Annotated in this window: 17 protein-coding genes; 10 read left to right on the top strand and 7 right to left on the bottom strand. The window is 58.1% G+C overall.

The features are described 5' to 3' along the window. Positions 1-82: 82 nt before the first annotated feature. The 3 genes from ngg to mnmC all read right to left on the bottom strand — a co-directional run bounded on the left by ngg (position 83) and on the right by mnmC (position 5,711). On the bottom strand, positions 83-1,828 hold the full coding sequence (gene ngg, locus IB252_RS28215; RefSeq protein WP_192410968.1) for an N-acetylglutaminylglutamine synthetase: 1,746 nt from the start codon (positions 1,826-1,828) through the stop codon (positions 83-85). Positions 1,829-1,831: 3 nt separating this feature from the next. Further along, positions 1,832-3,604, bottom strand: coding sequence for an N-acetylglutaminylglutamine amidotransferase (locus tag IB252_RS28210; protein WP_192410967.1), 1,773 nt, complete (start codon positions 3,602-3,604; stop codon positions 1,832-1,834). Between the two features lie 124 nt (positions 3,605-3,728). Continuing rightward, complete coding sequence (mnmC, locus tag IB252_RS28205; protein WP_192410966.1) at positions 3,729-5,711, bottom strand: bifunctional tRNA (5-methylaminomethyl-2-thiouridine)(34)-methyltransferase MnmD/FAD-dependent 5-carboxymethylaminomethyl-2-thiouridine(34) oxidoreductase MnmC; 1,983 nt, start codon at positions 5,709-5,711, stop codon at positions 3,729-3,731. A 382-nt stretch (positions 5,712-6,093) separates the two neighbouring features. Between mnmC and pap the strand changes: the two genes are divergently transcribed. Next, positions 6,094-7,614 carry a polyphosphate:AMP phosphotransferase gene (gene pap / locus IB252_RS28200; protein WP_192410965.1) on the top strand — a complete coding sequence of 507 codons (1,521 nt, stop codon included), beginning with the start codon at positions 6,094-6,096 and terminating at the stop codon, positions 7,612-7,614. A 104-nt stretch (positions 7,615-7,718) separates the two neighbouring features. Beyond that, positions 7,719-8,903, top strand: coding sequence for a thiolase family protein (locus IB252_RS28195; protein WP_008151229.1), 1,185 nt, complete (start codon positions 7,719-7,721; stop codon positions 8,901-8,903). 122 nt (positions 8,904-9,025) lie between these two features. Here the strand turns inward: IB252_RS28195 and IB252_RS28190 are convergent, their stop codons facing one another. Then, positions 9,026-9,220 carry a DUF6316 family protein gene (locus tag IB252_RS28190; RefSeq protein ID WP_192410964.1) on the bottom strand — a complete coding sequence of 65 codons (195 nt, stop codon included), beginning with the start codon at positions 9,218-9,220 and terminating at the stop codon, positions 9,026-9,028. Positions 9,221-9,431: 211 nt separating this feature from the next. Between IB252_RS28190 and IB252_RS28185 the strand changes: the two genes are divergently transcribed. Next, complete coding sequence (locus IB252_RS28185; protein WP_111452394.1) at positions 9,432-10,391, top strand: DMT family transporter; 960 nt, start codon at positions 9,432-9,434, stop codon at positions 10,389-10,391. A 115-nt stretch (positions 10,392-10,506) separates the two neighbouring features. On the opposite strand, the gene IB252_RS28180 is transcribed toward IB252_RS28185, so the two are convergent. Beyond that, positions 10,507-11,901 (bottom strand): class II fumarate hydratase, encoded by a 1,395-nt coding sequence (locus IB252_RS28180; RefSeq protein WP_192410963.1) that lies wholly within the window; start codon positions 11,899-11,901, stop codon positions 10,507-10,509. Between the two features lie 193 nt (positions 11,902-12,094). Here IB252_RS28180 and IB252_RS28175 point away from each other — a divergent pair, with 193 nt between their 5' ends. The 5 genes from IB252_RS28175 to IB252_RS28155 all read left to right on the top strand — a co-directional run bounded on the left by IB252_RS28175 (position 12,095) and on the right by IB252_RS28155 (position 16,639). After that, positions 12,095-12,619 (top strand): DUF2059 domain-containing protein, encoded by a 525-nt coding sequence (locus IB252_RS28175; protein ID WP_033055281.1) that lies wholly within the window; start codon positions 12,095-12,097, stop codon positions 12,617-12,619. A 12-nt stretch (positions 12,620-12,631) separates the two neighbouring features. Next, positions 12,632-12,931, top strand: a complete 300-nt coding sequence (locus IB252_RS28170) for a BolA family protein (RefSeq protein ID WP_008151216.1) — start codon at positions 12,632-12,634, stop codon at positions 12,929-12,931. A gap of 314 nt (positions 12,932-13,245) precedes the next feature. Continuing rightward, complete coding sequence (locus IB252_RS28165; protein WP_111452393.1) at positions 13,246-14,187, top strand: rhodanese-related sulfurtransferase; 942 nt, start codon at positions 13,246-13,248, stop codon at positions 14,185-14,187. Positions 14,188-14,226: 39 nt separating this feature from the next. After that, positions 14,227-14,829: a DsbA family protein gene (locus IB252_RS28160; RefSeq protein ID WP_177327861.1), complete on the top strand. Its 603-nt coding sequence runs from the start codon at positions 14,227-14,229 to the stop codon at positions 14,827-14,829. Then, the gene (locus tag IB252_RS28155; protein WP_192410962.1) at positions 14,822-16,639 is read left to right on the top strand and encodes an ABC transporter ATP-binding protein; all 1,818 of its coding nucleotides are present in this window, start codon (positions 14,822-14,824) and stop codon (positions 16,637-16,639) included. Before IB252_RS28160 ends, IB252_RS28155 begins: the two co-directional genes overlap by 8 nt. 10 nt (positions 16,640-16,649) lie before the next feature. On the opposite strand, the gene IB252_RS30475 is transcribed toward IB252_RS28155, so the two are convergent. Beyond that, complete coding sequence (locus IB252_RS30475) at positions 16,650-21,365, bottom strand: deaminase domain-containing protein (protein WP_192410961.1); 4,716 nt, start codon at positions 21,363-21,365, stop codon at positions 16,650-16,652. A gap of 226 nt (positions 21,366-21,591) precedes the next feature. On the opposite strand from IB252_RS30475, the gene IB252_RS28145 reads away from it, so the two are divergent. After that, positions 21,592-24,051, top strand: coding sequence for an EAL domain-containing protein (locus IB252_RS28145; RefSeq protein ID WP_192410960.1), 2,460 nt, complete (start codon positions 21,592-21,594; stop codon positions 24,049-24,051). Positions 24,052-24,129: 78 nt separating this feature from the next. Beyond that, on the top strand, positions 24,130-24,891 hold the full coding sequence (locus tag IB252_RS28140; RefSeq protein ID WP_225607624.1) for an iron-containing redox enzyme family protein: 762 nt from the start codon (positions 24,130-24,132) through the stop codon (positions 24,889-24,891). Positions 24,892-24,974: 83 nt separating this feature from the next. Here IB252_RS28140 and sugE read toward each other — a convergent pair whose 3' ends face one another. Beyond that, a complete protein-coding gene (gene sugE / locus IB252_RS28135; RefSeq protein WP_123368989.1) occupies positions 24,975-25,289 on the bottom strand; it encodes a quaternary ammonium compound efflux SMR transporter SugE in 315 nt (104 codons plus the stop codon). Between the last annotated feature and the right edge of the window lie 9 nt (positions 25,290-25,298).

Below are 25,298 nucleotides of genomic sequence, written 5' to 3'. Positions count from 1 at the left end.
CGCTCTGCGTCCCAAGAGCGGACGCGGAGCGTCCGGTGAGGCATTCCCACGCAGAGCGTGGGAACGATCGTGAGGGGGAGCGTTAGGCCGCCGGCTGACTGTGCGGAAACAACAAATCCACAAACCGTTCGGCCGTCGGCTGTGGTTCATGGTTGGCCAGGCCTGCGCGCTCATTGGCTTCGATAAACACATACTCCGGCTGATCGGCGGCAGGCACCATCAGGTCGAGCCCGACCATCGGAATGTCCAGCGCCCGCGCCGCTCGCACCGCAGCATCCACCAACGTCGGATGCAGGATCGCCGTGACATCCTCAAGAATCCCGCCGGTATGAAGATTCGCCGTACGCCGTACGAACAGATGCTCACCGGCCGGCAGAATGCTGTTGTAGTCATAACCCGCAGCATTCAATGTGCGCTCGGTCTCGTGATCCAGCGGGATCTTGCTTTCACCGCTGGTAGCCGCCTGACGACGCCGGCTCTGCGCTTCGATCAGCGCACCGATGGAGTGCTGACCATCGCCCACCACTTCTGCCGGACGGCGAATCGCCGCGGCGACCACCTCAAAACCGATTACCACAATCCGCAAGTCGAGGCCTTCGTGGAAGCTCTCCAGCAGCACCCGACTGTCGAACTGGCGAGCGGACTCGATGGCTTGCTGGACCTCTTCGATGCTCCGTAAATCCACCGCGACGCCTTGGCCCTGTTCGCCATCCAGCGGCTTGACCACCACCCGTTCGTGCTCATCGAGAAACGCCAGATTGTCATCGGCATTACCGGCCAGTTGCTGCGACGGCAGGTTCAAACCGGCGGCCTTGAGCACTTTGTGCGTCAGGCTTTTGTCCTGGCACAACGTCATGCTGATGGCGCTTGTCAGGTCGCTGAGGGATTCACGGCAACGTACGCGGCGACCGCCATGGATCAAGGTGAACAGACCGGCGTCGGCGTCATCGACTTGCACTTCGATGCCACGACGGTGCGCTTCCTCGACGATGATCCGTGCATAAGGATTGAACTCGGCTTCGGGACCCGGGCCCAGAAACAACGGCTGATTGATGCAGTTTTTGCGCTTGATCGCGAAGGTCGACAGGTTGCGAAACCCCAGCTTGGCGTAAAGACTTTTCGCCTGCCGGTTGTCGTGCAGCACGGACAGGTCCAGGTAACTCAGCCCCCGGCTCATGAAGTGCTCGATCAAATGTCGCACCAGCACTTCACCGACACCCGGACGCGAACATTGCGGATCGACCGCCAGGCACCACAGGCTGCTGCCATTTTCCGGATCGTTGAACGCCTTGTGGTGATTGAGGCCCATGACGCTGCCGATGATCGCGCCGCTGTCCTCATCTTCGGCCAGCCAATACACCGGCCCACCTTGATGACGCGGAGTCAGCAGGCTCGCGTCGATCGGCAGCATGCCGCGCAATTGATACAGCTGATTGATCGCCTGCCAGTCCGCGTCGCTCTGGGCCCTGCGGATGCGAAAGCCGCGAAATACCCGAGTCGACTGGCGGTAATCACTGAACCACAGGCGCAGGGTGTCGGAAGGGTCGAGAAACAACTGGGCCGGCTCCAACCCCAGCACTTGCTGAGGCGCCGCCACGTACAGGGCGATGTCGCGTTCACCGGTGTGCTCGTTGAGCAGCTCTTGGGCCAGGCTCGCCGGATCCGGGAAGGTATGGCCGATCAGCAACCGGCCCCAACCGCAATGCACGGCGATCGGTGCGGCGCCCAATTCACTGCCGTCTTCGGCCAAGCGGGCCTGCAAGCGTTCGTAAGAGGGCGCCTGACCGCGCAACAAGCGTTGGCTGTAGGCCGTGGCATGGGGTTTCATCGATCAGATTCCTTGTTCGCTGAGCCACAGGTTCAGGGCCGCCAATTGCCACAGCTTGGAACCTCGCAACGGGGTCAATTGACCTTGTGGATCGGTCAGCAGGCGGTCGAGCATCTCAGGCTTGAACAGGCCGCGATCCTGACTCGGATCGAGCAGCAGTTCGCGCACCCAGTTCAGCGTGTCGCCCTGCAAATGCTTCAGGCCCGGCACCGGGAAGTAACCTTTCTTGCGATCGATCACTTCACTCGGAATCACCAGCCGCGCCGCTTCTTTCAAGACTTGCTTGCCGCCATCCGGCAGTTTGAATTTGCCCGGCACACGGGCCGACAATTCCACCAGGCGATAGTCGAGAAACGGCGTGCGCGCTTCCAGGCCCCAGGCCATGGTCATGTTGTCGACGCGTTTGACCGGGTCATCCACCAGCATGATCGTGCTGTCCAGACGCAGGGCTTTGTCCACCGCTGCATCGGCACCGGGCTGCGCGAAATGTTCCTTCACGAAGTCACCAGCGGCGTCATTCGCTGTCAGCCATTTCGGCTGCACGGTGGCGGCGTAGTCGTCGTAGCTACGGTCGAAAAACGCATCGCGATAGGCGGCGTACGGATCTTCGGCACCGTCGACTTGTGGGTACCAGTGATAACCGGCGAACAACTCGTCTGCACCCTGGCCGCTCTGCACCACTTTGCAATGCTTGGCCACTTCGCGGGACAGCAGATAGAAGGCGATGCAGTCATGACTGACCATCGGTTCGCTCATGGCGCGGAACGCTGCGGGCAATTGTTCAATGATTTCTTTTTCGTCGATGCGCAATTGGTGATGCTGCGTGCCGTAGTGCTTGGCGATCAGGTCCGAATACTGGAACTCGTCGCCGCGCTCGCCGCCGGCATCCTGGAAACCGATGGAGAAGGTCGACAGGTTTTCAACACCGACTTCACGCAACAGACCGACCAGCAGGCTCGAATCGACACCGCCCGACAGCAGCACACCGACGTCGACTGCGGCACGTTGACGGATCGCCACCGCGTCACGGGTGCTGTCGAGCACACGGTCACGCCAGTCTTCGAGTGTCAGATCCATCTCATCGGCGTGTGGGCCGTAGGGCAGGGTCCACCAGGTTTTCTGCTCAGTGGTGCCATCGGCTTCGATGCGCATCCAGGTCGCCGGTGGCAGTTTTTCGATGCCGGCCAGCAAGGTGCGCGGCGCCGGAACCACTGCGTGGAAATTCAGATAATGATTGAGTGCCACCGGGTCGAGGATCGGATTGATGTCGCCGCCCTTGAGCAGCGCCGGCAGTGCCGAGGCAAAGCGCAGGCGCTGGCCGGTGCGCGACAGGTACAGCGGCTTCACGCCGAGACGGTCACGAGCGATGAACAGGCGTTGGGCATCGCGCTCCCAGATGGCGAAGGCGAACATGCCGTTGAGCTTGGGCAGCAAGGCTTCGCCCCAGGCGTGATAGCCCTTGAGCAGCACTTCGGTGTCGCCACCGGAATAGAAGGCATAACCGAGGCTTTCAAGCTCGGTGCGCAGTTCCGGGAAGTTGTAGATCGCGCCGTTGAAGGCCAGGGACAAGCCTAGTTGGTTGTCGATCATCGGCTGCGCCGAGCCGTCCGACAGGTCCATGATTTTCAGGCGACGGTGGCCCAGGGCAATCGGCCCTTGGGCATGAAAGCCCCATGCGTCAGGGCCGCGAGGGGCCAGGTGATGGGTGATTCGTTCAATGGCTGCAAGGTCTGCAGGTTGATGATCAAAACGTAACTCGCCAGCTAATCCGCACATAAATTCCTTACCGGTTTTTCCGTTGGGGAGGGTCAATCGGTACCGCGCCAAAAACGGCGGGTACTCAGAAACTGACCCGGCTGAATCCCCGGAGTTTTAGACCGATAAGTTATAAGGCGCGCCGTCAGACTTTTCCGCGGACCAATTGGCGCACGGCGAAACGGTTGGGATGGCAGGCCTCGGCGACCGTTCTGGGCAAGGGCAGCGGTTCGTTTTCGAGCCATGCCGCGAGCAATTCACCCGACAGTGGCGCGGTGATCAAGCCGCGAGAACCATGACCGCTGTTGACGTAAAAACCCTCAAGCCAGGGGCAGGGAATGCTCGGGATTTGCCGGGCGTCCTTGCTCAGTACGGCATAGGCATCGGCGAAGGCCGCTGGGTCGGCCAACGGGCCAACGATCGGCAGGTAGTCTGGACTGGTGCAGCGGAACGCGGCGCGTCCTTCAAGCTGTTGCGGGTCCAGTGCCTGTGCATGCAGTCGCGTGGCCAGGTCGGGGGAGATTTCCTCGAGCAAGGCCAGGTTGCCGAGGTGTTCGGCGAGGGTCGGGGTCAGGTCATCGCTCTTGAAGTCGAAGCTGGCGCCGAGGGTGTGTTCGCCCAGTCGAGCCGGCGCCACATAGCCTTCGGCGCAGACGACGGTGGCCAGGCTCTGGCTTTCAGGGGTTTGCGCCAGTCGGGTGATCTGGCCACGAATGCGTTTGAGGGGCAGCTCGGCGCTTTGAGGGAAACGCTTGATCTCGGCGGCGCCGGCCAGGATCACCACGGGGGCACTGGCCAGCAAATCACCACCGTCCCAGGCCTGCCATTGATCATCAACCTTGCGCAGTTCCAGGACATGGCGATGGGGCAGCCACTGGATGTTCGCCGAAGATGCCTGCCAATGGCACAACGCCGGCGGATGAACCCAGCCGCCCTCCGGGAAGAATAATCCGCCGTGCTCCAGGGCGATCCCGGCCTGAACCTGGGCTTGCGGTTGATCGAGCAGGTGCACCAGGTCTGGCGAAAAGGCGGCGGCCAATTGCGCTTGACGCTCGGCTTCCTTGGCGTTGAAGGCCAGTTGCAAGACCCCGCAATCGTCCCAGTCGACGCCCCGTTGCAAATGTTCGAGCAAACGCCGGGTGTGACCGAAACCACTGACAATCAACTGCGACAACGCGGTGCCATGGGCCGAAAGCTTGAGGTACAGCACGCCCTGTGGATTGCCCGAGGCTTCCTGCGCCAGTGCATTGTGACGCTCCAGCAGACTGACGTGCCAACCCCGCGCCGCGAGACTGGCGGCCGTGGCGCAACCGGCCAGGCCGGCGCCGATCACCAGTGCCCGACGTTCGCCGGTCAGCGGCGTCGGGCGCGTGAACCACGGTTTGGCCGCGGCGGGCGCCGGGACTTCTTCAGGCCAGCCGAGAAACACGCCCCGCAGGATTTCCCATTTGTGGCCGATGCCGGGCGTGCGCTTCATCTTGAAGCCCGCCGCATTCAGCAGACGTCGCACCCAACCGGTGCTGGTGAAGGTGCTGATGGTCGAGCCGGGGGCCGCCAGACGTGCCAGTTCGGCGAACAGCTCGGCGGTCCACATGTCAGGGTTTTTCGCCGGGGCAAAACCGTCGAGAAACCAGGCGTCGATCTGCGCGTCGAGTTGTGGCAATTGTTCCAGCGCATCGCCGATCAGCAGGGTCAGGGTCACGCGGCCGTTGTCCAGCACCAGGCGCTGGAAGCCTGGGTGGATCGCGACGTATTGCGTCAGCAGTTGATCGGCAAACGGTTTGAGCTCCGGCCACAAGGCCAAGGCGCGCTGCAGATCGGGCAGGCTCAGCGGGTACTTTTCGACACTGACAAAATGCAGCCGTGCCCCGGCCACCGCGTGCTGTTCGAACAGCTGCCAGGCGCAAAGGAAATTCAGCCCGGTGCCGAAACCGGTCTCGCCAATCACCAAGCGACCGCCCTCAGGCAACGCGGCAAAGCGTTCACGCAAAGCGTTCTGCTCGAGGAATACGTAGCGGGTTTCGTCCAGCCCCGACAGGTCGGAGAAATACACATCATCGAACACCCGCGAACGCGGGAGCCCTTGGTCGTCCCAGTCGAGCTGGGCGTGGGGCAATACAGGTTTCATGGCAGGCTCGGCAACGGCAAGGCGGCCATTCTAGCCGATCGCCGGGGCGGTGCTTGATCCATGGCAAGTGCCACGTTGGAAGTGTCAGGGACAATCGTCATTTTTGTGGAGAGAGCGAGCTTTCTGTGGCGAGGGGATTTAGCGAAACGTCGCACCGCCCCGTTGGGCTGCGAAGCGGCCCCAGCGTCTTTTCAGACAGACTAAGTTGTCTGGATTACGACTGCTTCGCAGCCGAACGGGGTGGTGCGGCATTCCGATAAATCCCCTCGCCACAAATATGGACGCCGCGCTTAAGTGAACAGCATTAAAACCATAGGGAATTTTCTCTGCTGACTATCGGCCCAATCCGCTAGTCTTGCTCAATCCTGGAAGGAGCCGTCCCATGTTCGAATCCGCCGAAATCGGTCACGCCATCGACAAAGAAACCTACGACGCCGAAGAACCGGTCCTGCGCGAAGCCTTGCTCGAAGCGCAGTTCGAACTGCACCAGCAGCGCCGCTTTCCGGTGATCATTCTGATCAATGGCATCGAAGGCGCCGGCAAGGGCGAGACGGTCAAGTTGCTCAACGAATGGATGGACCCACGCCTGATCGAGGTCCGCACGTTCGATCAGCAGACCGACGAAGAGCTGGCGCGGCCACCGGCCTGGCGCTACTGGCGGATGCTTCCGGCCAAGGGCCGCATGGGGATTTTCTTCGGCAACTGGTACAGCCAGATGCTGCAAGGCCGGGTCCATGGCTTGTTCAAGGACCCGGTGCTGGATCAGGCGATCAACCAGTCCGAGCGCTTTGAAAAAATGCTCTGCGACGAAGGCGCGCTGATCTTCAAGTTCTGGTTCCACCTCTCCAAGAAGCAAATGAAGGCGCGGCTCAAGGCCCTGGCGGATGACCCGCTGCACAGTTGGCGCATCAGTCCGCTGGACTGGCAACAATCGCAAACCTACGACAAGTTCGTGAAATACGGCGAACGCGTGTTGCGCCGTACCAGCCGCGACTACGCGCCTTGGCATGTGATCGAAGGGGTGGACCCTCATTACCGCAGCCTGGCAGTGGGCAAGATCCTGCTCGAAGGCCTGCAAAATGCTCTGAAGCGTGCCGAGGTCCATCCCGACAAGGTCAATGCCGCGCCGTTGCCCATCCATGTCGATCAACTGAACCTGCTCGACAGCCTGGATTTGACCCAGCACCTGGACAAGGACGATTACGAAGAACAATTGATTACCGAGCAGGCACGATTCTCCGGCCTGATGCGCGACAAACGCATGCGTCGACATGCCTTGGTGGCGGTGTTCGAGGGCAATGATGCGGCAGGCAAGGGCGGGGCGATCCGCCGGGTCGCGGCAGCCCTCGATCCACGCCAGTACAGCATCGTGCCGATCGCCGCGCCCACCGAAGAGGAACGTGCGCAGCCTTATCTGTGGCGGTTCTGGCGACACATCCCGGCCAAGGGCAAGTTCACGATGTTCGATCGTTCGTGGTACGGGCGGGTGCTGGTGGAACGCGTCGAAGGCTTCTGCCCGCCGACTGACTGGTTGCGGGCCTACAGTGAAATCAATGATTTTGAAGAGCTGATCGCCGAGGCCGGGGTGATCGTGGTCAAGTTCTGGCTGGCCATCGACAAGCAGACACAACTGGAGCGCTTCCAGGCGCGGGAAGAAATTCCCTTCAAGCGTTTCAAGATCACCGAAGATGACTGGCGCAATCGTGATAAATGGGACGACTACCGCGCGGCGGTTGGTGACATGGTCGATCGCACCAGCACCGAGATCTCGCCCTGGACGCTGGTGGAAGCCAATGACAAGCGCTGGGCGCGGGTCAAAGTCCTGCGCACCATCAATCTGGCGCTGGAAGAGGCGTTCGAAAAGTCCGACAAGCACGACAGGAAAGTGAAGCAGCACAAGTAGTGAGCGATGGTTACGCATACGCGGGGTGAATGATTGTCGCGGTCGGTAATGCAGTGGACTTATGCTCGGTCCACTCCCAACCGACAACAACAATGAGGTATGCCATGCGTGAAGTGGTGATCGTCGACAGCGTGCGGACCGGCCTGGCCAAGTCCTTTCGCGGCAAGTTCAACCTGACCCGCCCGGACGACATGGCGGCCCATTGCGTCAATGCGCTGCTGGCACGCTCGGGCATCGATCCGGCCAGTGTTGAGGACTGTATCGTCGGGGCCGGTTCCAACGAAGGGGGCCAGGGCTTCAACATCGGACGCAACATCGCGGTGCTGTCGCGCCTGGGCACCGGCACTGCCGGGATGACCCTCAACCGTTTTTGCTCCTCGGGCTTGCAGGCGATCGCCATCGCGGCCAACCAGATTGCTTCGGGTTGCAGCGACATCATCGTTGCCGGTGGCGTCGAGTCCATCAGCCTGACCATGAAAAGCATCAACACCGACAACCTGATCAATCCGCTGCTGAAAGAGCAGGTGCCCGGTATCTATTTCCCGATGGGCCAGACGGCTGAAATCGTCGCTCGTCGTTACGACGTCACTCGTGAGGAACAGGATCTGTACGCGCTGCAAAGTCAGCAACGTACTGCTCAGGCACAGGCCGATAGATTGTTCGACGACGAAATCGTGCCGATGGCGGTGAAGTATCGGGTTGAAGACAAAGCCACCGGTCAGGTGCAGATCCTTGACGGCATCGTCGATCACGATGACTGCAATCGCCCGGGCACCACTCTGGAAAGCCTGGCCGGGTTGAAACCGGTGTTTGCCGAAGACGGTTCGGTGACGGCGGGCAATTCTTCGCAGTTGTCCGATGGCGCGTCGATGACGCTGGTGATGAGCCTGGAAAAAGCACTGCAACTGGGGTTGAAACCCAAGGCGTTCTTCCGTGGTTTCACCGTGGCGGGTTGCGAGCCGGATGAAATGGGCATCGGCCCGGTGTTTTCGGTGCCGAAGTTGCTTAAGGCCAAGGGATTGCGGATTTCCGACATTGATCTGTGGGAACTCAACGAAGCGTTTGCGTCCCAGTGCCTGTACAGCCGCATTCGGCTGGAGATCGATAATGACAAGTACAACGTCAATGGCGGCTCGATTTCCATCGGCCATCCGTTCGGCATGACCGGCTCGCGTCAGGTCGGGCATCTGGTGCGTGAATTGCAGCGCCGCAACGTGCGTTACGGCATCGTCACCATGTGTGTGGGTGGCGGGATGGGGGCGACCGGGTTGTTTGAAGCTGTGCGTTAAATCCGGAAGATTTTTGTTGCCTGGTTAGCCGCTATCGCGAGCAGGCTCACTCCCACATTGGATCTATGTCGCACACCAGATCCCTGTGGGAGCGAGCCTGCTCGCGATGGCAGCGCTGCGGTCTACAGGCTCATCCGCAAAACCAGCATCCGCTCAATGTAAGCCTGTACCTCCCGCGCCAACGTCTCCGGGTTTTCAAACGGCCCCTCAAGGGTGTTTTCCCGGGTGCTGAAATACAACTCCCCATTCACACGACACATCCGGTCACAGCGAAAGTGAGTGGCGGGGGCATTGTCCTGGGCGCGCTTGCCGTACATGGCGATCTCCTGAGGAATGTACCTGTTGGCGAATCCCATGAGCTTATGCATGAACCACTTGCAACGCCTGGCCAACCGATCGACGGCATAGCGCCAATTTAATGGTGCGACCTGCACAGTTTCATTCGCGGCCAGCGCCCAACTGTCCCTGTGTGCCGAACAGCTCTAAGCCTAGAATGACCGTTCTTGCTACTTGGCTTTGGGGTTCGCAATGCACATTTCATCGGGTCGCTGGGTTTACGGTCTGTTCCTGGCCTTGGTGACCGCGTTGCTGTGGGGAATCCTGCCAATCAAACTCAAGCAAGTGCTGCTGGTGATGGACCCGGTGACGGTGACCTGGTTTCGCCTGATCGTATCCGGCGGCTGCCTGTTCATTTATCTGGCGGCGACCAAACGCCTGCCGAGCCGCAAGGTGCTCGGGCCGCGTGGTGGCTGGTTAGTGGTGATGGCTGTGCTCGGCTTGGTGGGCAACTACGTGTTGTACCTGATGGGCCTGAACCTGCTGAGCCCCGGCACCGCGCAACTGGTGGTGCAGATGGGCCCGATCATGTTGCTGATCGCCAGTCTGTTTGTGTTCAAGGAACGGTTCAGCGTGGGGCAGGGGATTGGCCTGCTGGTGCTGTTGATCGGCTTTGCCCTGTTTTTCAATCAGCGGCTGGCCGAGCTGCTGACCTCGCTGACCGATTACACCGCCGGCGTCCTGTTGGTGCTGTTGGCGTCCACGGTCTGGACGTTCTACGCCTTGGGCCAGAAGCAATTGCTCACGGTGTGGAATTCGCTGCAGGTGATGATGGTGATCTACCTGTTCTGCGCGCTGTTGCTGACGCCGTGGGTGCATCCGCTGGAAGCGCTGCAACTGAGCCCGCTGCAAGGCTGGCTACTGTTGGCGTGCTGCATGAACACCCTGATCGCCTATGGCGCGTTTGCCGAGGCCCTGGCGCACTGGGAGGCATCGCGGGTCAGTGCGACGCTGGCGATTACGCCGTTGGTGACGTTTGCTGCGGTGGCTGTGGCCGCGTGGATGTGGCCGGACTATGTGCATGCCGAGACGATCAATGGTTTGGGGTATGGCGGGGCGGTGCTGGTGGTGCTGGGATCGGCGCTGGTGGCGTTGGGGCCGTCGTTGATTGCGGGGCTCAGGGCTCGAAAGGCCCGAATAGCGGTCGGATGATCGTTCCCACGCTCTGCGTGGGAATGCCTCAATGGACGCTCCGCGTCCGCTTCGGCAGGGACGCGGAGCGTCCCGCGCTGCATTCCCACGCAGAGCGTGGGAACGATCAGTCAGGTCAGCCCTTGGCACCGGCCTCAAGCATATTCTCCGGCCGTACCCACGCATCAAACTCTTCATCCGTCAGATACCCCAACTGCAACGCCGCCTCACGCAGGGTCAGCCCTTCTGCGTAAGCCTTTTTGGCGATTTCCGCCGATTTGTCATAACCAATGTGCGGATTCAGCGCCGTCACCAACATCAACCCACGCTCCAGATGTTCAGCCATTTTCTCTGCATCCGGTTCCAGACCGGCGATGCAATGCTGCTGGAAGTTGCTGCAGCCATCTCCGAGCAAGCGGATCGATTGCAGCAGGTTGTGGATGATCACCGGTTTGAACACGTTCAGTTGCAGGTGCCCCTGACTTGCGGCAAACCCGATGGCGACGTCGTTGCCCAATACCTGACACGCCAGCATCGACAGGGCTTCGCACTGAGTGGGATTGACCTTGCCCGGCATGATCGAGCTGCCCGGTTCGTTGGCCGGCAGTTTGACTTCGGCGAAGCCTGCTCGCGGCCCGGAGCCCAGCAGGCGCAGGTCGTTGGCGATTTTCATCAGGGTCACGGCGAGGGTTTTCAGCGCGCCGGACAGCGTGGTCAGCGGCTCATGGCCAGCCAGGGCGGCGAATTTATTGGGTGCGGTGACGAACGGCAGGCCGGAGAGGGCGGCCAGCTCGGCAGCGATGGCTTCGCCAAAACCGTGGGGCGAGTTCAACCCGGTGCCGACCGCGGTGCCGCCCTGGGCCAATTCACAGACGGCCGGCAGCGCGCTGCGGATCGCCCGCTCGGCGTAATCCAGTTGCGCGATGAACGCCGACAGTTCCTGGCCGAAGGTGATCGGTGTCGCGTCCATCATGTGGGTGCGGCCGGTCTTGACCAGTTTCATGTGCCGCGCGGACAGCTCGGCCAATCCGCCCGACAGTTCGCTGATCGCTGGCAGCAATTGCTGTTGCACTGCCTGGGCTGCCGCGATGTGCATGGCGGTCGGGAAGCAGTCGTTGGAGCTCTGGGAGCGGTTGACGTGATCGTTAGGGTGAACCGGCGACTTGCCGCCACGAGCATTACCGGCCAGTTCGTTGGCGCGACCGGCGATCACTTCGTTGACGTTCATGTTGCTCTGGGTGCCGCTGCCGGTCTGCCAGACCACCAGCGGGAACTGGTCGTCGTGGTTGCCGTCGAGCACTTCGTCGGCGGCCTGTTCGATCAGCCGGGCGATGTCGGCGGGCAGGTCACCGTTGCGGTCATTGACCCGCGCCGCGGCTTTCTTGATCAGCGCCAGGGCATGCAGCACCGCCAGCGGCATTTTTTCATTGCCGATGGCGAAGTTAATCAGCGAGCGTTGCGTCTGAGCGCCCCAGTAGGCTTCATCCGGGACTTCCACCTGGCCAAGGCTGTCGGTTTCGATACGGCTCATCATGCACACTCCTGTAGGTCTGATAGCGCAGTTTAGGCCGTGATCGCCGGCCGTGGTTCCATCAGTCTGTTTTTTGACCGTTCAACCCCTCTAAATCAGGCCCGACAAGGCTTGGGGTTGAGTGACACACTTTTTTAGGTGCAGAATGGTCGCCCTTGGGGTAATGACCTCGCCTGCTAGAAAAGGAAACTCGATGACTCGTCTTCGTGCCATCTGTACCGCGGTTGCACTGGTTTGCGCCAGCGGCCCTGTTTTTGCCGATACCGCCAGCCACAACGCCAGTGCCGAAGCTTTCCTGACCCTGGCGCACGCTGACAAATTGGGCACTCCGGTGTACATGCAAGTGCAGCAAATGTTCGCTCAGCGCTTCGAACAGACCAAAGCCCCTGAATCGAAGAAGGCCTTGCTGGAAACCTACCAGGCCAAAGCCAACGCCGCGCTGGACCAAGCCATTGGCTGGAACAAGCTGAAGCCGGACATGGTCAAGCTCTACACCACCAACTTCAGCGAATCCGAGCTGAAAGACCTGGTCGCGTTCTACCAGTCGCCACTGGGCAAGAAAGTCCTGGAAAAAATGCCGCAGCTGACTCAGCAATCGGCCCAGATGACTCAAGCCAAGCTGGAAAGCGCCGTGCCTGTGGTCAACAAACTGCTGGCTGACATGACCGCCGAGCTGGAGCCTAAAGGCGCCGCCGCTCCTGCCAAGAAAAAGCCTTAAGCGGAGTTCGGTATGACCATGCAACAACGCATCGAATCGACGCTGGGCCTGTTGCAGCCGCAGCATCTGCAAGTGCTGGATGAAAGCCACATGCACAGCCGTGGGTTGCAGACCCACTTCAAGGCCGTGGTGGTCAGCCAGCAGTTCGAAGGGCTCAACCGCGTCAAGCGTCACCAGAAAGTCTACGGCACGCTCGGCGAGCTGATGGGCGAGTTCCATGCGTTGGCGCTGCATACCTACACGCCAGAGGAATGGGCACAGATCGACGCGGCTCCGGCCTCGCCGACCTGTGCTGGTGGCAGCAAGCATTAATGTGAAGGGTTGATGGGCTGAAGGCCTGATGGGCTGTTGTGGCGAGGGGATTTATCCCCGTTGGGCTGCGAAGCAGTCCTGAAATATCAGCCTCAACGAGGCGTGCCAGGCAAACCGAGCTGCCTGGTTTTACGACTGCTTCGCAGCCGAACGGGGATAAATCCCCTCGCCACAATGGTTTGTACCAGACCTTACAGATCGCAGTCCTAAACCACACCGTTTTTGCTAGAATCCGCAACGCGCCGCTCACCCGGCGCGTTTTTTTTTCGCATCCGGTTCACCCCTTACGAGGGTAGCCACCTGGAGAATCACCCATGACACAACAGATTGTCGTGGCGGCACTGTATAAGTTCGTCACCCTCGAAGATTACGTCGCCCTGCGCGAGCCGCTGCTGCAAGCGATGGTCGACAACGGCATCAAAGGCACGCTGCTGATCGCCGAAGAAGGCATCAACGGCACCGTGTCCGGCAGCCGCGAAGGCATTGACGGGCTGATGGCCTGGCTCAAGAACGACCCGCGCATGGACGACATCGACCACAAAGAGTCGTACTGCGACGACCAGCCGTTCTATCGCACCAAAGTCAAACTCAAGAAAGAAATCGTCACCCTCGGCGTCGAAGGCGTGGACCCGAACAAAAAGGTCGGCACCTACGTCGATCCACAGAACTGGAACGCGCTGATCAGCGACCCGGAAGTGCTGTTAATCGACACGCGCAACGACTACGAAGTCTCGATCGGCACCTTCGAAGGCGCCATCGACCCGAAGACCACCAGTTTTCGCGAATTCCCCGACTACATCAAAGCCAATTTCGACCCGGCCGTGCACAAGAAAGTCGCGATGTTCTGCACCGGCGGCATTCGTTGTGAAAAGGCGTCGAGCTACATGCTCAGCCAGGGCTTCGACGAGGTCTATCACCTCAAGGGCGGCATTCTGAAGTACCTCGAAGAGGTGCCGCAGGAAGAAACCAAATGGCAGGGCGACTGCTTCGTGTTCGACAACCGCGTGACCGTGCGCCACGACCTCAGCGAAGGCGACTACGATCAATGTCATGCCTGTCGTACACCGATCAGCGCCTCCGACCGCACATCCGAGCACTACGTGGCCGGCATCAGTTGCCCGCATTGCTGGGATAAGCTGAGCGAGAAGACCCGTCGCAGTGCCATCGACCGGCAAAAGCAGATCGAACTGGCCAAGGCTCGCAACCTGCCTCACCCGATCGGTTACAACTACAAGCAAACTCCTTCCGAGGCTTGAACCATGTCTGCGCAACGCCTGCTCTATGTGATGGACCCGATGTGTTCCTGGTGCTGGGGCTTCGCGCCGGTGGCCAACGCGCTGGTCGAGCAGGCGCAAGCGGCGGGGGTGGACGTGCACCTGGTGGTGGGTGGTTTGCGTACCGGCAGCGGTTCCGCGCTGGAGCCGACCACCCGGCGCTACATCCTTGAGCATTGGCAAGCGGTCACCGAGGCCACGGGTCAACCATTCAAGCTGGAAGGCGCGTTGCCCGACGGGTTTGTCTACGACACCGAACCTGCCTGTCGGGCGTTGGTGACCGCGCGCAGCCTGGCGCCGGATTGTGCGTGGAAACTGCTTGGGCTGATTCAGCACGCGTTTTACGCCGAAGGGCGCGACGTCACTCACGCCAGTGTTCTGGTGGAGCTGGCGGAGCAGGCCGGTCTGCCGCGCATCGAGTTCGCCGCCGCGTTCGACCGTGCCGATCAGCACGCCGCGACGGCGGCCGATTTCACTTGGGTCCAGGACCTGGGCATTGCCGGTTTCCCTACCTTGCTGGCTGAGCGTAATGGTCAATTGGCGCTGTTGACCAATGGCTATCAGCCGCTCAGCGTACTGTCTCCGTTGCTCGGCCGCTGGCTGGAGCGCGCTGCCTGTGCATGACCAGCCTGACGACGCCGCAAACGCTACACGTGTCGACCGTCTGAGCTGGGCGGAAATCCGTCGCTTGGCCTTGCATCACAAGAAGTCCCTGTGGATCGCCAACGGCGTGGCCGTGCTGGCCACGCTGTGTAGCGTGCCGATTCCCCTGCTCTTACCGTTGCTGGTGGACGAAGTGCTGCTGGGCCACGGTGACGCCGCACTGAAAGTCATGAACCATGCGTTGCCCGAAAACTGGCAGAAAGCCGCGGGCTACATCGGCCTGATGCTGCTGGTGACCTTGTTGCTACGTTGTGGCGCCTTGTTCTTCAACGTGGTTCAGGCGAAGTTGTTTGCGGCCCTGGCCAAGGACATCGTGTATCGCATTCGCACACGGCTGATTGAACGGCTCAAGCGCATTTCCCTGGGCGAATACGAAAGCCTGGGCAGCGGCACGGTGACCACGCATCTGGTCACCGACCTGGACACGGTGGACAAATTCGTCGGCGAAACCCTCAGCCGTTTCCTGGTCGCCATGCTGACCCTGGTCGGCACCGCGAGCATTCTGATCTGGATGCACTGGAAGCTGGCGCTGCTGATCATGCTGTTCAACCCGCTGGTGATCTACGCCACGGTACTCCTGGGCAAACGGGTCAAGCACCTGAAGAAACTCGAGAACGACAGCACCTCGCGCTTTACCCAGGCGCTGACCGAAACCCTCGACTCCATTCAGGAAGTGCGTGCCGGCAACCGTCAGGGGTTTTTCCTTGGACGTCTGGGGCAGCGCGCCCGGGAAGTGCGTGATTACGCGGTGAACTCGCAGTGGAAAACCGATGCCTCGAACCGTGCCAGCGGCTTGCTGTTCCAGTTCGGCATCGATATTTTCCGTGCGGCGGCGATGCTCACCGTGCTGTTTTCCGACCTGTCCATCGGCCAGATGCTCGCGGTGTTCAGCTACCTGTGGTTCATGATCGGTCCGGTGGAACAGCTGCTGAATCTGCAATACGCCTATTATGCGGCCGGCGGCGCGCTGTCGCGGATCAACGAGTTGCTGGCCCGGGCCGATGAGCCTGAATACCCGGGCGGTGTCGACCCGTTCAACGGTCGCGAAACCGTGGGTATCGAAGTCCAGGGATTGAGTTTCGGTTACGGCGACGAGCTGGTGTTGAACCAGATGAACCTGTCGATTGCCCCCGGCGAAAAAGTCGCGATTGTCGGCGCTAGCGGTGGCGGAAAAAGTACCTTGGTGCAGTTGCTGCTGGGCCTGTACACGCCGCTTGCCGGGACGATCCGCTTCGGCGGTTCGACCCAGCAAGAGATCGGCCTGGAAACCGTGCGGGAGAACGTCGCCGTGGTTCTGCAACATCCGGCGCTGTTCAACGACACCGTGCGCGCCAACCTGACCATGGGCCGTGAACGCAGTGACGAGGCCTGCTGGCAGGCTTTGGAGATTGCTCAGTTGCACCACACGGTTCGTGAATTGCCCGACGGCCTGGACAGCATTGTCGGACGTTCCGGGGTGCGTTTGTCCGGCGGGCAACGCCAACGCCTGGCCATTGCGCGGATGGTGCTGGCGGAACCCAAGGTAGTGATCCTCGACGAGGCCACCTCGGCACTGGATGCCGCCACCGAATACAACCTGCACCAGGCGCTGGCGCGGTTCCTGAGCAATCGCACCACCCTGATCATTGCGCACCGGTTGTCCGCGGTGAAGCAGGCCGACCGGGTGCTGGTGTTCGACGGCGGGCAAATTGCCGAAGATGGCGACCATCAGCAATTGATTGCCGATGGTGGTTTGTACGCCAAGCTTTATGGGCATTTGCAGCAGTTATAAGGGGCGCGGATCAGTCCCAGATCACCTTTAACGCGTCCTCACCGCCCGAGTGAGCAAACTGTTGCATCACCACCGAGCAGGAGTCGCAGGGTGCCATGGTGGTGACGACTGTAACGGGCCCGCGGGTGGCGTCATCCGGGTACTTGTCGCGAATAACCTTGATCAACTTGCTTTCGCTGTCCAGCGATGTGGGTCTTTTGGTCAGCTCCGGGGTGTATGTCGACATGTCGGGAATGGTGCGAGGAATAGATTCGAGCTTGCCTTGTGCCGACACACTCAGCGAAGTCCTCTCAAAGTTTTTCTTGAAGTCGACATTGATGTAGGTAGTAGTACCTACCGTAACTTCCCGAGTGTTATGTGTTTTGAACAACGGCAAAAAGTTAGTGTCATGACCAGCACCCGATACGCTGACATAGACTTCGGTGTGGCCGTCGGCGCGGGTGATTTGGGCGTAACCGATATTTCTGGGGTTTTTCATGGTTTTGAAGTTGCTTTTATTGACAATGCTCTGAAGCGCTTTCATCGTTTTGGCAATGTATAGATCGTTCAATTCACCGGCTTTGAATAGCTGCTTTTGAAAGAGATCATTGAAAATTGCCGCAGTTTGTTGGCGCAAGGATTCCGGTGCCGCTTTAGTACGTGTCCAGGTTTTTGTCGTGATGGGGAACTCGCAGACAATCATCCGGGTTCTATGATCGAACATTACGGCTTCGCCGGGCGTGGTTGCGACCTTTACCAGCCTCAGGTTTGCAGGTGGGTTTGCCAAGCCACCGAGAGGGATCGCAATCTCATTCATAGCGTTGACAGCCTGCTTCACTTTATCCAACCCGTAGATTCGAGCGGTATTGTTGGCCTGTATTGAGCCAATGAAGACCGTATGGAGTTCCTTGTAGAGCGGATCTGTTTGAAGGCTGGCGTCGGGTATGCGTTGCAACCGATGTGCGCCAGCGAGGCTCTGTCCTTTTGTTATCTCGGCAAAGTAGTAGTCGGTCGCGTTGAGTTGGGTGAACAGATACTCCGTTTTAGCATCGGTTTTTGACTGGATGATCAATGTGCCGACCTGACGGAGATCGTCATCAAGGTCGTCGTACACACCCGAGACCTTGATTCGACCGTACATCCCCTCTTGAAACTCGATGGTTCCCTCGAGTCGAACCTTGGGCTGGAGTTTTGAAAGGCCCAGGGGCTTCCTGGCACCCTCGTATCGGGTCCACACGCCCCTCGACTCGATATAAAGTTGGCCGTCCAGCGCCAGAACAGGTTGGTTACGACCCGCTTTTGCCGGTGCGGGCGTGTAGATTTTGTCACCAAACCACGGACTATAGCCTTCAACCGTTGTGTGGCTACCCGGTATGGGCGTGGGCGCGAGTTCACCGTGGACATAGCTATTGAGACAAACAGTGTCTCCCGGGGCGCGACGAATCCGACAGGTCTTACGCTTAAGGGTTTCACTGGCATCAATGGTATCGACACGCCGCAGGGTTCCTTTGTCGAGTCGATAAGGCACGTGATCGATCAGTAAAGTGCTGCGACCATCAACTTCGGGAACATTCTGTACTCGTGCACTTTCTGGCAATTCGAAGACAACCCTGTTGTCGATTTCAGCCACTGTGGAGTACTCGGATCGACCGATCGAGACTTCTGCTGTTCTGGTGTTTAGTCGGGGACCGTAAGGCTTGCCCGATAGCGGTTCTATCAGGTGATAGCTCGGGGTGCTAACCGTTCCCGTGTTACGTATGGGAATGTCTTCAATTCCTCGAACTGTGGCCAGTTGGTCGCTTGCGGCCAAGGGCTTCCAGGTGCTGGGGGTTGTCGATTGAGCCATGGCGCCTATGAGGTTGTATTGCCCGGCTCGACCGGTCAGTGACTTCACCTGGAGCGCGCCTTTGCGGGCAAGTCGCAAGGAAAGCCTGGAGCCGGATTTGAGTAGTGAGGGGAGGCCGTCCAAAGGGTGCAGGTTTTGCAGTGTTGCAATGAGCAGTTTTTTTGTCAGGTTGCCAAAGCGCGGTAGAGCAACACGGATGCCAAGTTTTCCTGCCGTCATTGCCAGTTTCATTGTGCCCGACACGAACTTGCCAATAGGAATCAGGAAGGTGGTCAAATCCAGAACTAAACCAAACACACCTTGAAAGATCCGAAGTCCATTGCCTGAGACGATATCTTCGATATTGCTCCAAAATGGCACGTACATTTTTATGATGCTGATTACTTTCTTGGTCTTGGCCTCCATGCGATCAAATTCGGTTTCTCCACGGGTGTACGCAAGAAGCTGTGCTTCATCGAAAAACATAAGATTATCGGCGATCAACCCAGTTATATTTTGTGAACGCCTGGACGATAACGTCTGAGGGACAATGTTGGCAGCATCCTCGGGTGGAGTTTCCTCGAGTATACTTCCCAGCTTTTGGATAAGGGCCTTGCAGCTTGCACCAGGGATGGGAATTGTGCCGGTTTCATATGCATTCCAGTCCAAGGGTAGCGTCCTGACGGGGAAGGATATTGTTTGAGTAAGAACGGGCCCGATTGTATTCAGTGTTTGTTCTGGTGTTCCGCCAATAAGTACTTTGTCGAACGAGGTAAATGGATGAATCACCCCGGCTGAAGGTAGGCATTCGTAATAAGAGTTTTTGTTTTGATAGGTGACTCTCAATATAAAGCCTTTGCGGGCGTTGACTGAGTTAGTGAACTCTCCGTTTTTGATAATTATCGAGTCACCCGAAGTGGCCTTTCTCAAGCAGTACAGTGTTACGGTGCCATACTCTATTGCCTGACGATCCGCCAGTGGCAACGATGCCAGTTGGCTGCTGATCAGTTTTTTATAGGCGGATTTTGATAATTCGATATAGCGGTTGAATTCCTCCTGAAAAAGAGCATTGGCGTCAGGAAGAACTTTGTTGGCGGGCATATAAATGACGGACGCGTGTGAAAACATCACGTTTTTGTGGATCTGTATTTTTCGGTCCTTATCCAGGTGGATCCAGAGCGAACTTCTGTTCTTGCCGTCAGGGGTCGTCCTAAACCACTTTTGGCTTTGGTCAAATTTTCCGGATGCGTACACATCAAGAAATGAGAACGTCTCATGCTTGACAATGGGGGTGTCATGAATACTGTCCGCTCGTACCGCTTCAGCTATCAGCCTGTGGCCATCCGATGTAAATGCGTGGGGACCAAAGAGCTTGACCATCTCACGCTTGGCAATCGCCAGTCTTTCAGGAGGAGGCTTATCAAGATCAGTGGTAGCGTTTTTTAACGCTGTTGTGCGGTCATCGAGTGTAGATACGGCAAATTCGATTTCACGGGTTGAATAGTCGAAATCGCTCCTTTCCTCAAGGAATCCGTTGGTGATCGCCCATTCCAGAGCGGGACGCAGTCGTTCAAGGGTGATCAAGTCCAGATAGTCGGCAGAGGCACCCACTGCTTGATTGATAGGGAAGTCCACCAACTCCTGGAACTTGAGACGTTGCAGTAAGGCAGGATCAATGGCATGGGCGAGGTTGACGCCATGTACGAAATTTACCCACACCACGGAGCTTCTATAAGGCAGGTCTTTCGGGATGTCGCTGATGCGGAATTCGGTTGGGAACTCGTGAAGGAACAACCTTGCCATGACAGTGGCTTCTTTTTTTGAGATGGCGCGTTTTGATGTGAATAAATGGTCTTTAAATTCCCTCCATATCTCTTTGTAACTTTTCCCCCAGTTTAAGTTGGATTTCAGGTCATAACCGGCAATCCTGTCGGGGTATTCAATAGTTTGCGATTTAAACCAGATTTGCAGCGCTTGGGCTACCACTTTGGTGCGTACATGAGGCGAGGTCTCTTCGCCCATTTTTCCACCGTACCAATCCATCATTGTCAGCAAGGCGGTTCCCAGTTTTTCGGCTTCCGGACTTTGCAGGATCTTTTGAAGAAAAACGGTTGGCTGGACATCTACCTTTTCAGGCGTGGCTGACCCAAGAATGTCGTTGGCCAAATGGGTCAGCGGGGATGTAACCCCATCAGGTAGAAACGATTGGATGACTCTTTTAATCTCGCCTTTAATGAACTGCCCTTGCAATTCATCACGGGATTCGGTTGTCAGGACACCTTGAAAAGAAACCTGTCGATCTTCTTTCTTAAGAGTTGGTTTGAGGTCCAGTATGTTGAAATCATCCTCGAGCCCCAATTGAAAACTTGCGATCTTTTCTTCAAGGGTGTCGATGGCGGCCTGATGTTTAGCGGTATTGGCCGGATCCCAAGGGTGTAACCCGTAAAACGTGGCAATCCTGGGTGCCGAGATCAGGCGGTCATAGCGAATTTCTCCACCCAGCAAGGTGGCAGCCTTTTCGATCCGGGTTCGAAGTGCTTGCCAGTTTTCGTTTCCTGTCAGGGGCAATTCGATCTTGTTTGCACCTTCGCGACCAGAAGTCTCATAAACAAAGGCCCCTTCTTTCAAGGTGACGATCAGATAGTGTGGGGAGATATTGTTTTTTTTGCACAGTGCACGGTAGTCGGGATCCACAAGCAACTGCTGTAACGCTTCCTGGCCAGTTTCGCTTTCATAATGCAAGGGTGAAAAGGATTGTGGCCTGAGTAGCGTTTGGGAAAAGCTGGACAGTGAACCCACCTCCTCACGTAAAACTGATCGCAACAGTTCATAGTCCTGGAGTTGACCCTGATGGACCTGAGCGGTGGTCGGGGATGAAGTGCCTGGGGCGCTTGAAACGCCATTTGAAGGGGGTGTATGCACGATGCGGCTTCTCTTGTCTTGTTTCGGTTGGTTCCCTGCGGTGCAGCAGGGGGATCGGTACCGATTACAACGACCTGGAAGAGAGTCCATGCGGTATATATATATATCGCGAGGGGACCGCAGGGTGTTTTTTGTTGATCACTTGCCGGGGCTTGGAACGCACCCTAGTCTAGCGGTAGCGATTTCGTCCGGAAGACGATCAAGCAGTGCTAATGCAAGGGATCTCATGAATCAAACGCGGACTCTCGGAACGCCACGGTTGTTGGGCATCGTCTGGCCATTTATCGCCGTCGTGCTGTTTCAGGCGATGCTCGGCGGCGTGAGCCTGTACGTTCTGTCGGCGGTTCGCGGCTACGTTGCCGGTGAAAGCCTCTGGTCCAAAGGCCAAAAAGACGCCATCTACTACCTCAATCTCTACGCCGATAGCCGCGACGAGACGATATTCAACAAATACCTGAACGCGATTGCGGTGCCTCAGGGTGGCCACGAATTGCGTGTGGCGCTGGATCATCAGCCGCCGAATATCGAAGCCGCGCGCGTGGCGATCCTCAAGGGCGGCAACCACCCGGATGACATCAATAGTGTGATCTGGCTGTACCTCAATTTCCGGCACTTCACTTACCACGAGAAAGCCATCGACCTCTGGAGGGTGGGCGATGCGTATCTGGTGCAACTCGATGCCATTGCGCGGGAGATGCATCAGCGCATCACCGCCCGTCAGGCCACCGATACCGATATCAAGCGCTGGAAGGATCAGATATTCGTCATCAACGAAAGTGTGACACCGGCGGCGAAGGCCTTCAGCGATGCCTTGGGCGAAGGCTCGCGGATGATCCTGCGGGTGTTGCTGGTGACCAACCTCGCCACGGCCCTGGGTTTGATCCTCCTGGCCTTGATGCGTACGCACAAACTGCTCAAGCAGCGCCATGCCTTCGCCGACGCTCTGCAGTTGGAGAAAGACCGGGCACAAATCACTTTGCAATCGATCGGCGATGGTGTGATCACCACGAATGTCGAAGGCGAGATCGCCTACATGAACCCGGCCGCCGAGGCGTTGACTCACTGGAAGGCCGAGCAGGCGACGGGTTTGCCGCTGGCGGCACTGTTCAATCTGCTGGACGAGAACGCTCAGGCCGATGGCTTTACGTTGATCGAACACATTTTGAGCGGACAGCTGAGTGGTGGCAGCGAACACTCCAAACTGATTCAGCGCCTGGATGGCAGCACGGTTTCGGTGACTCTGGTCGGTGCGCCGATCCGCAATGCCGGCAAGGTCAGCGGCACGGTGCTGGTGCTGCACGACATGACCCAGGAGCGGCAATACATTGCCAATCTGTCCTGGCAGGCGACCCATGACGCCTTGACCGGGCTCGCCAACCGTCGCGAGTTCGAATATCGCCTGGAACAGGCGCTGCACAACCTGACACGGCAGTCGGGGCGCCATGCGCTGATGTTCCTCGATCTGGATCAGTTCAAGCTGGTCAACGATACCTGCGGCCATGCGGCGGGTGACGAGTTGCTGCGGCATATCTGCGCTCTGCTGCAATCGGGTTTGCGCGAAGGCGATACCCTGGCCCGCCTGGGTGGCGACGAGTTTGGCATCCTGCTGGAGAACTGCGCCCCGGAAGCCGCCGAGAAAATCGCCGAGGGCCTGCGTCAGACCGTGCAGAACCTGCACTTCGTCTGGAAAGGCCGACCCTTCGTGACCACTGTGAGCATCGGGCTGGTTCACGTCACTCAGAATCCGACCACGCTCGAAGCCTCGCTGCGCGCTGCCGACATGGCCTGCTATATGGCCAAGGAAAAGGGCCGCAATCGGGTTCAGGTCTATCACGCCGATGATTCGGAACTGTCCCTGCGCTTCGGCGAGATGGCTTGGGTGCAGCGCTTGCACTTGGCGCTGGAAGAAGACCGCTTCTGTCTGTACGCCCAGGAAATCGCGCCCCTTGGTCATATCGAGAAGGGCGGTGGGCATATCGAAATTCTGTTGCGCCTGCATGACGAAGCCGGACGCATGATTTTGCCCGACAGTTTCATTCCAGCTGCTGAGCGTTATGGTCTGATGACGTCCCTTGATCGCTGGGTTGTACAGAACGTTTTCAAAATTATTGCCCACTGCATAGCCGAACAGCACAAAGGACCATTGGCCATGTGTGCGATTAATCTGTCAGGCACAACTATCGGAGATGAGGCGTTTCTGCACTTCCTGCGTGAACAGTTTGTTACTTACTCCATACCGCCTGAAATGATTTGTTTTGAAATCACCGAAACCAGTGCAATTTCCAATCTCGGAAGTGCAATCAAATTTATTAATGAACTCAAAGGTTTAGGCTGCCACTTTTCGCTGGATGACTTTTGCGCCGGAATGTCCTCATTCGCCTACTTGAAACATTTACCTGTAGACTTCTTGAAGATCGACGGGAGTTTCGTAAAGGATATGCTGGACGACCCGATTAACCGCGCCATGGTCGAAGTGATCAATCACATCGGTCATGTTATGGGTAAACGTACGATTGCCGAGTTTGTTGAAACACCACAGATCGAGCAGGCATTGCTGGAGATTGGGGTGGATTACGCTCAAGGGTATGTGATTGAACGCCCGCATTTGTTTACCAGCGACAGTTTACAAAGTCGTCCAGCCAGGCCACAGCCTTTATTATTCAAGGCGCCTGGCACGTTCCGTTGAAATCTCTTGCTGATCCTTATAATCACAATCAAAAGGAGCTCGACAGTGATCGACACATTCAACCGAACCGGACCGCTCATGGAAGCTGCAAGTTATCCCGGCTGGGCTCAACGCCTGATCCATGATTGCAGCGAGAGCAAGCGCCGGGTTGTCGAACATGAACTGTATCAGCGTCTGCGTGATAACAAACTCAGTGCAAAGACTATGCGTCAGTACCTGATTGGTGGCTGGCCGGTGGTCGAACAGTTCGCGTTATATATGGCACAGAACCTGACCAAGACTCGCTTTGCCCGCCATCCAGGTGAAGACATGGCACGTCGCTGGCTGATGCGTAACATTCGAGTCGAATTGAACCATGCCGATTACTGGGTGCACTGGAGTCGTGCTCACGGCGTCAGCCTGGAAGATCTGCAAGCGCAAAAGGTTGTCCCTGAACTTCACGCCTTGAGCCACTGGTGCTGGCACACCAGTTCGTCGGATTCGCTGATCGTTGCCATTGCCGCCACCAACTACGCCATTGAAGGTGCGACCGGGGAGTGGTCGGCGCTGGTCTGTTCCAGTGGTGTCTACGCGGCCTCATTCCCGGAGGAAGATCGCAAGCGAGCCATGAAATGGTTGAAGATGCATGCCCAGTACGACGATGCCCATCCGTGGGAAGCCCTGGAAATCATCTGCACGCTGGCGGGTATGAACCCAAGCAAATCCCTGCAAATGGAATTGCGTCAGGCCGTCTGCAAGAGCTACGACTACATGTTCCTGTTCCTGGAGCGTTGCATGCAGCTTGAGCATGCGCAAAAGGCTCCTGTGGCGCGTGAATGCATGGAGCTGGCCGAGAGCTGATCGGTTAATACACGCCATTAAAAAAGCCCGCTCCCCCTGTCAGTATCAATAGGGGGGCGGGCTTTTTAGTAACGGCAGTAAAGTCAGGCGCTGATTTTCAGCCCAACCAGCCCGGAAATGATCAACGCCACACTGGCTAGCCTGAACAATGCCATGGATTCACCGAACAGAATGATCCCGGCAATGACCGTCCCGACCGCACCGACACCGGTCCAGATCGCGTAGGCGGTGCCCAGCGGCAATTCCTTCATGGCAAGGCCGAGCAAGCCAAGGCTGATAGCCATGGCGGTAACGGTCAATGCGGTGGGGAGAGGGCGGCTGAAGCCATCGGTGTATTTCAGGCCGACGGCCCAGCCAACTTCGAACAGGCCGGCGAAAAACAGAATGATCCAGGACATGAGAGACCT

It is taken from the genome of Pseudomonas sp. PDM10 (assembly GCF_014852295.1).
Classification (GTDB): domain Bacteria; phylum Pseudomonadota; class Gammaproteobacteria; order Pseudomonadales; family Pseudomonadaceae; genus Aquipseudomonas.
This window is presented reverse-complemented; position numbering and strand designations above follow the sequence as displayed.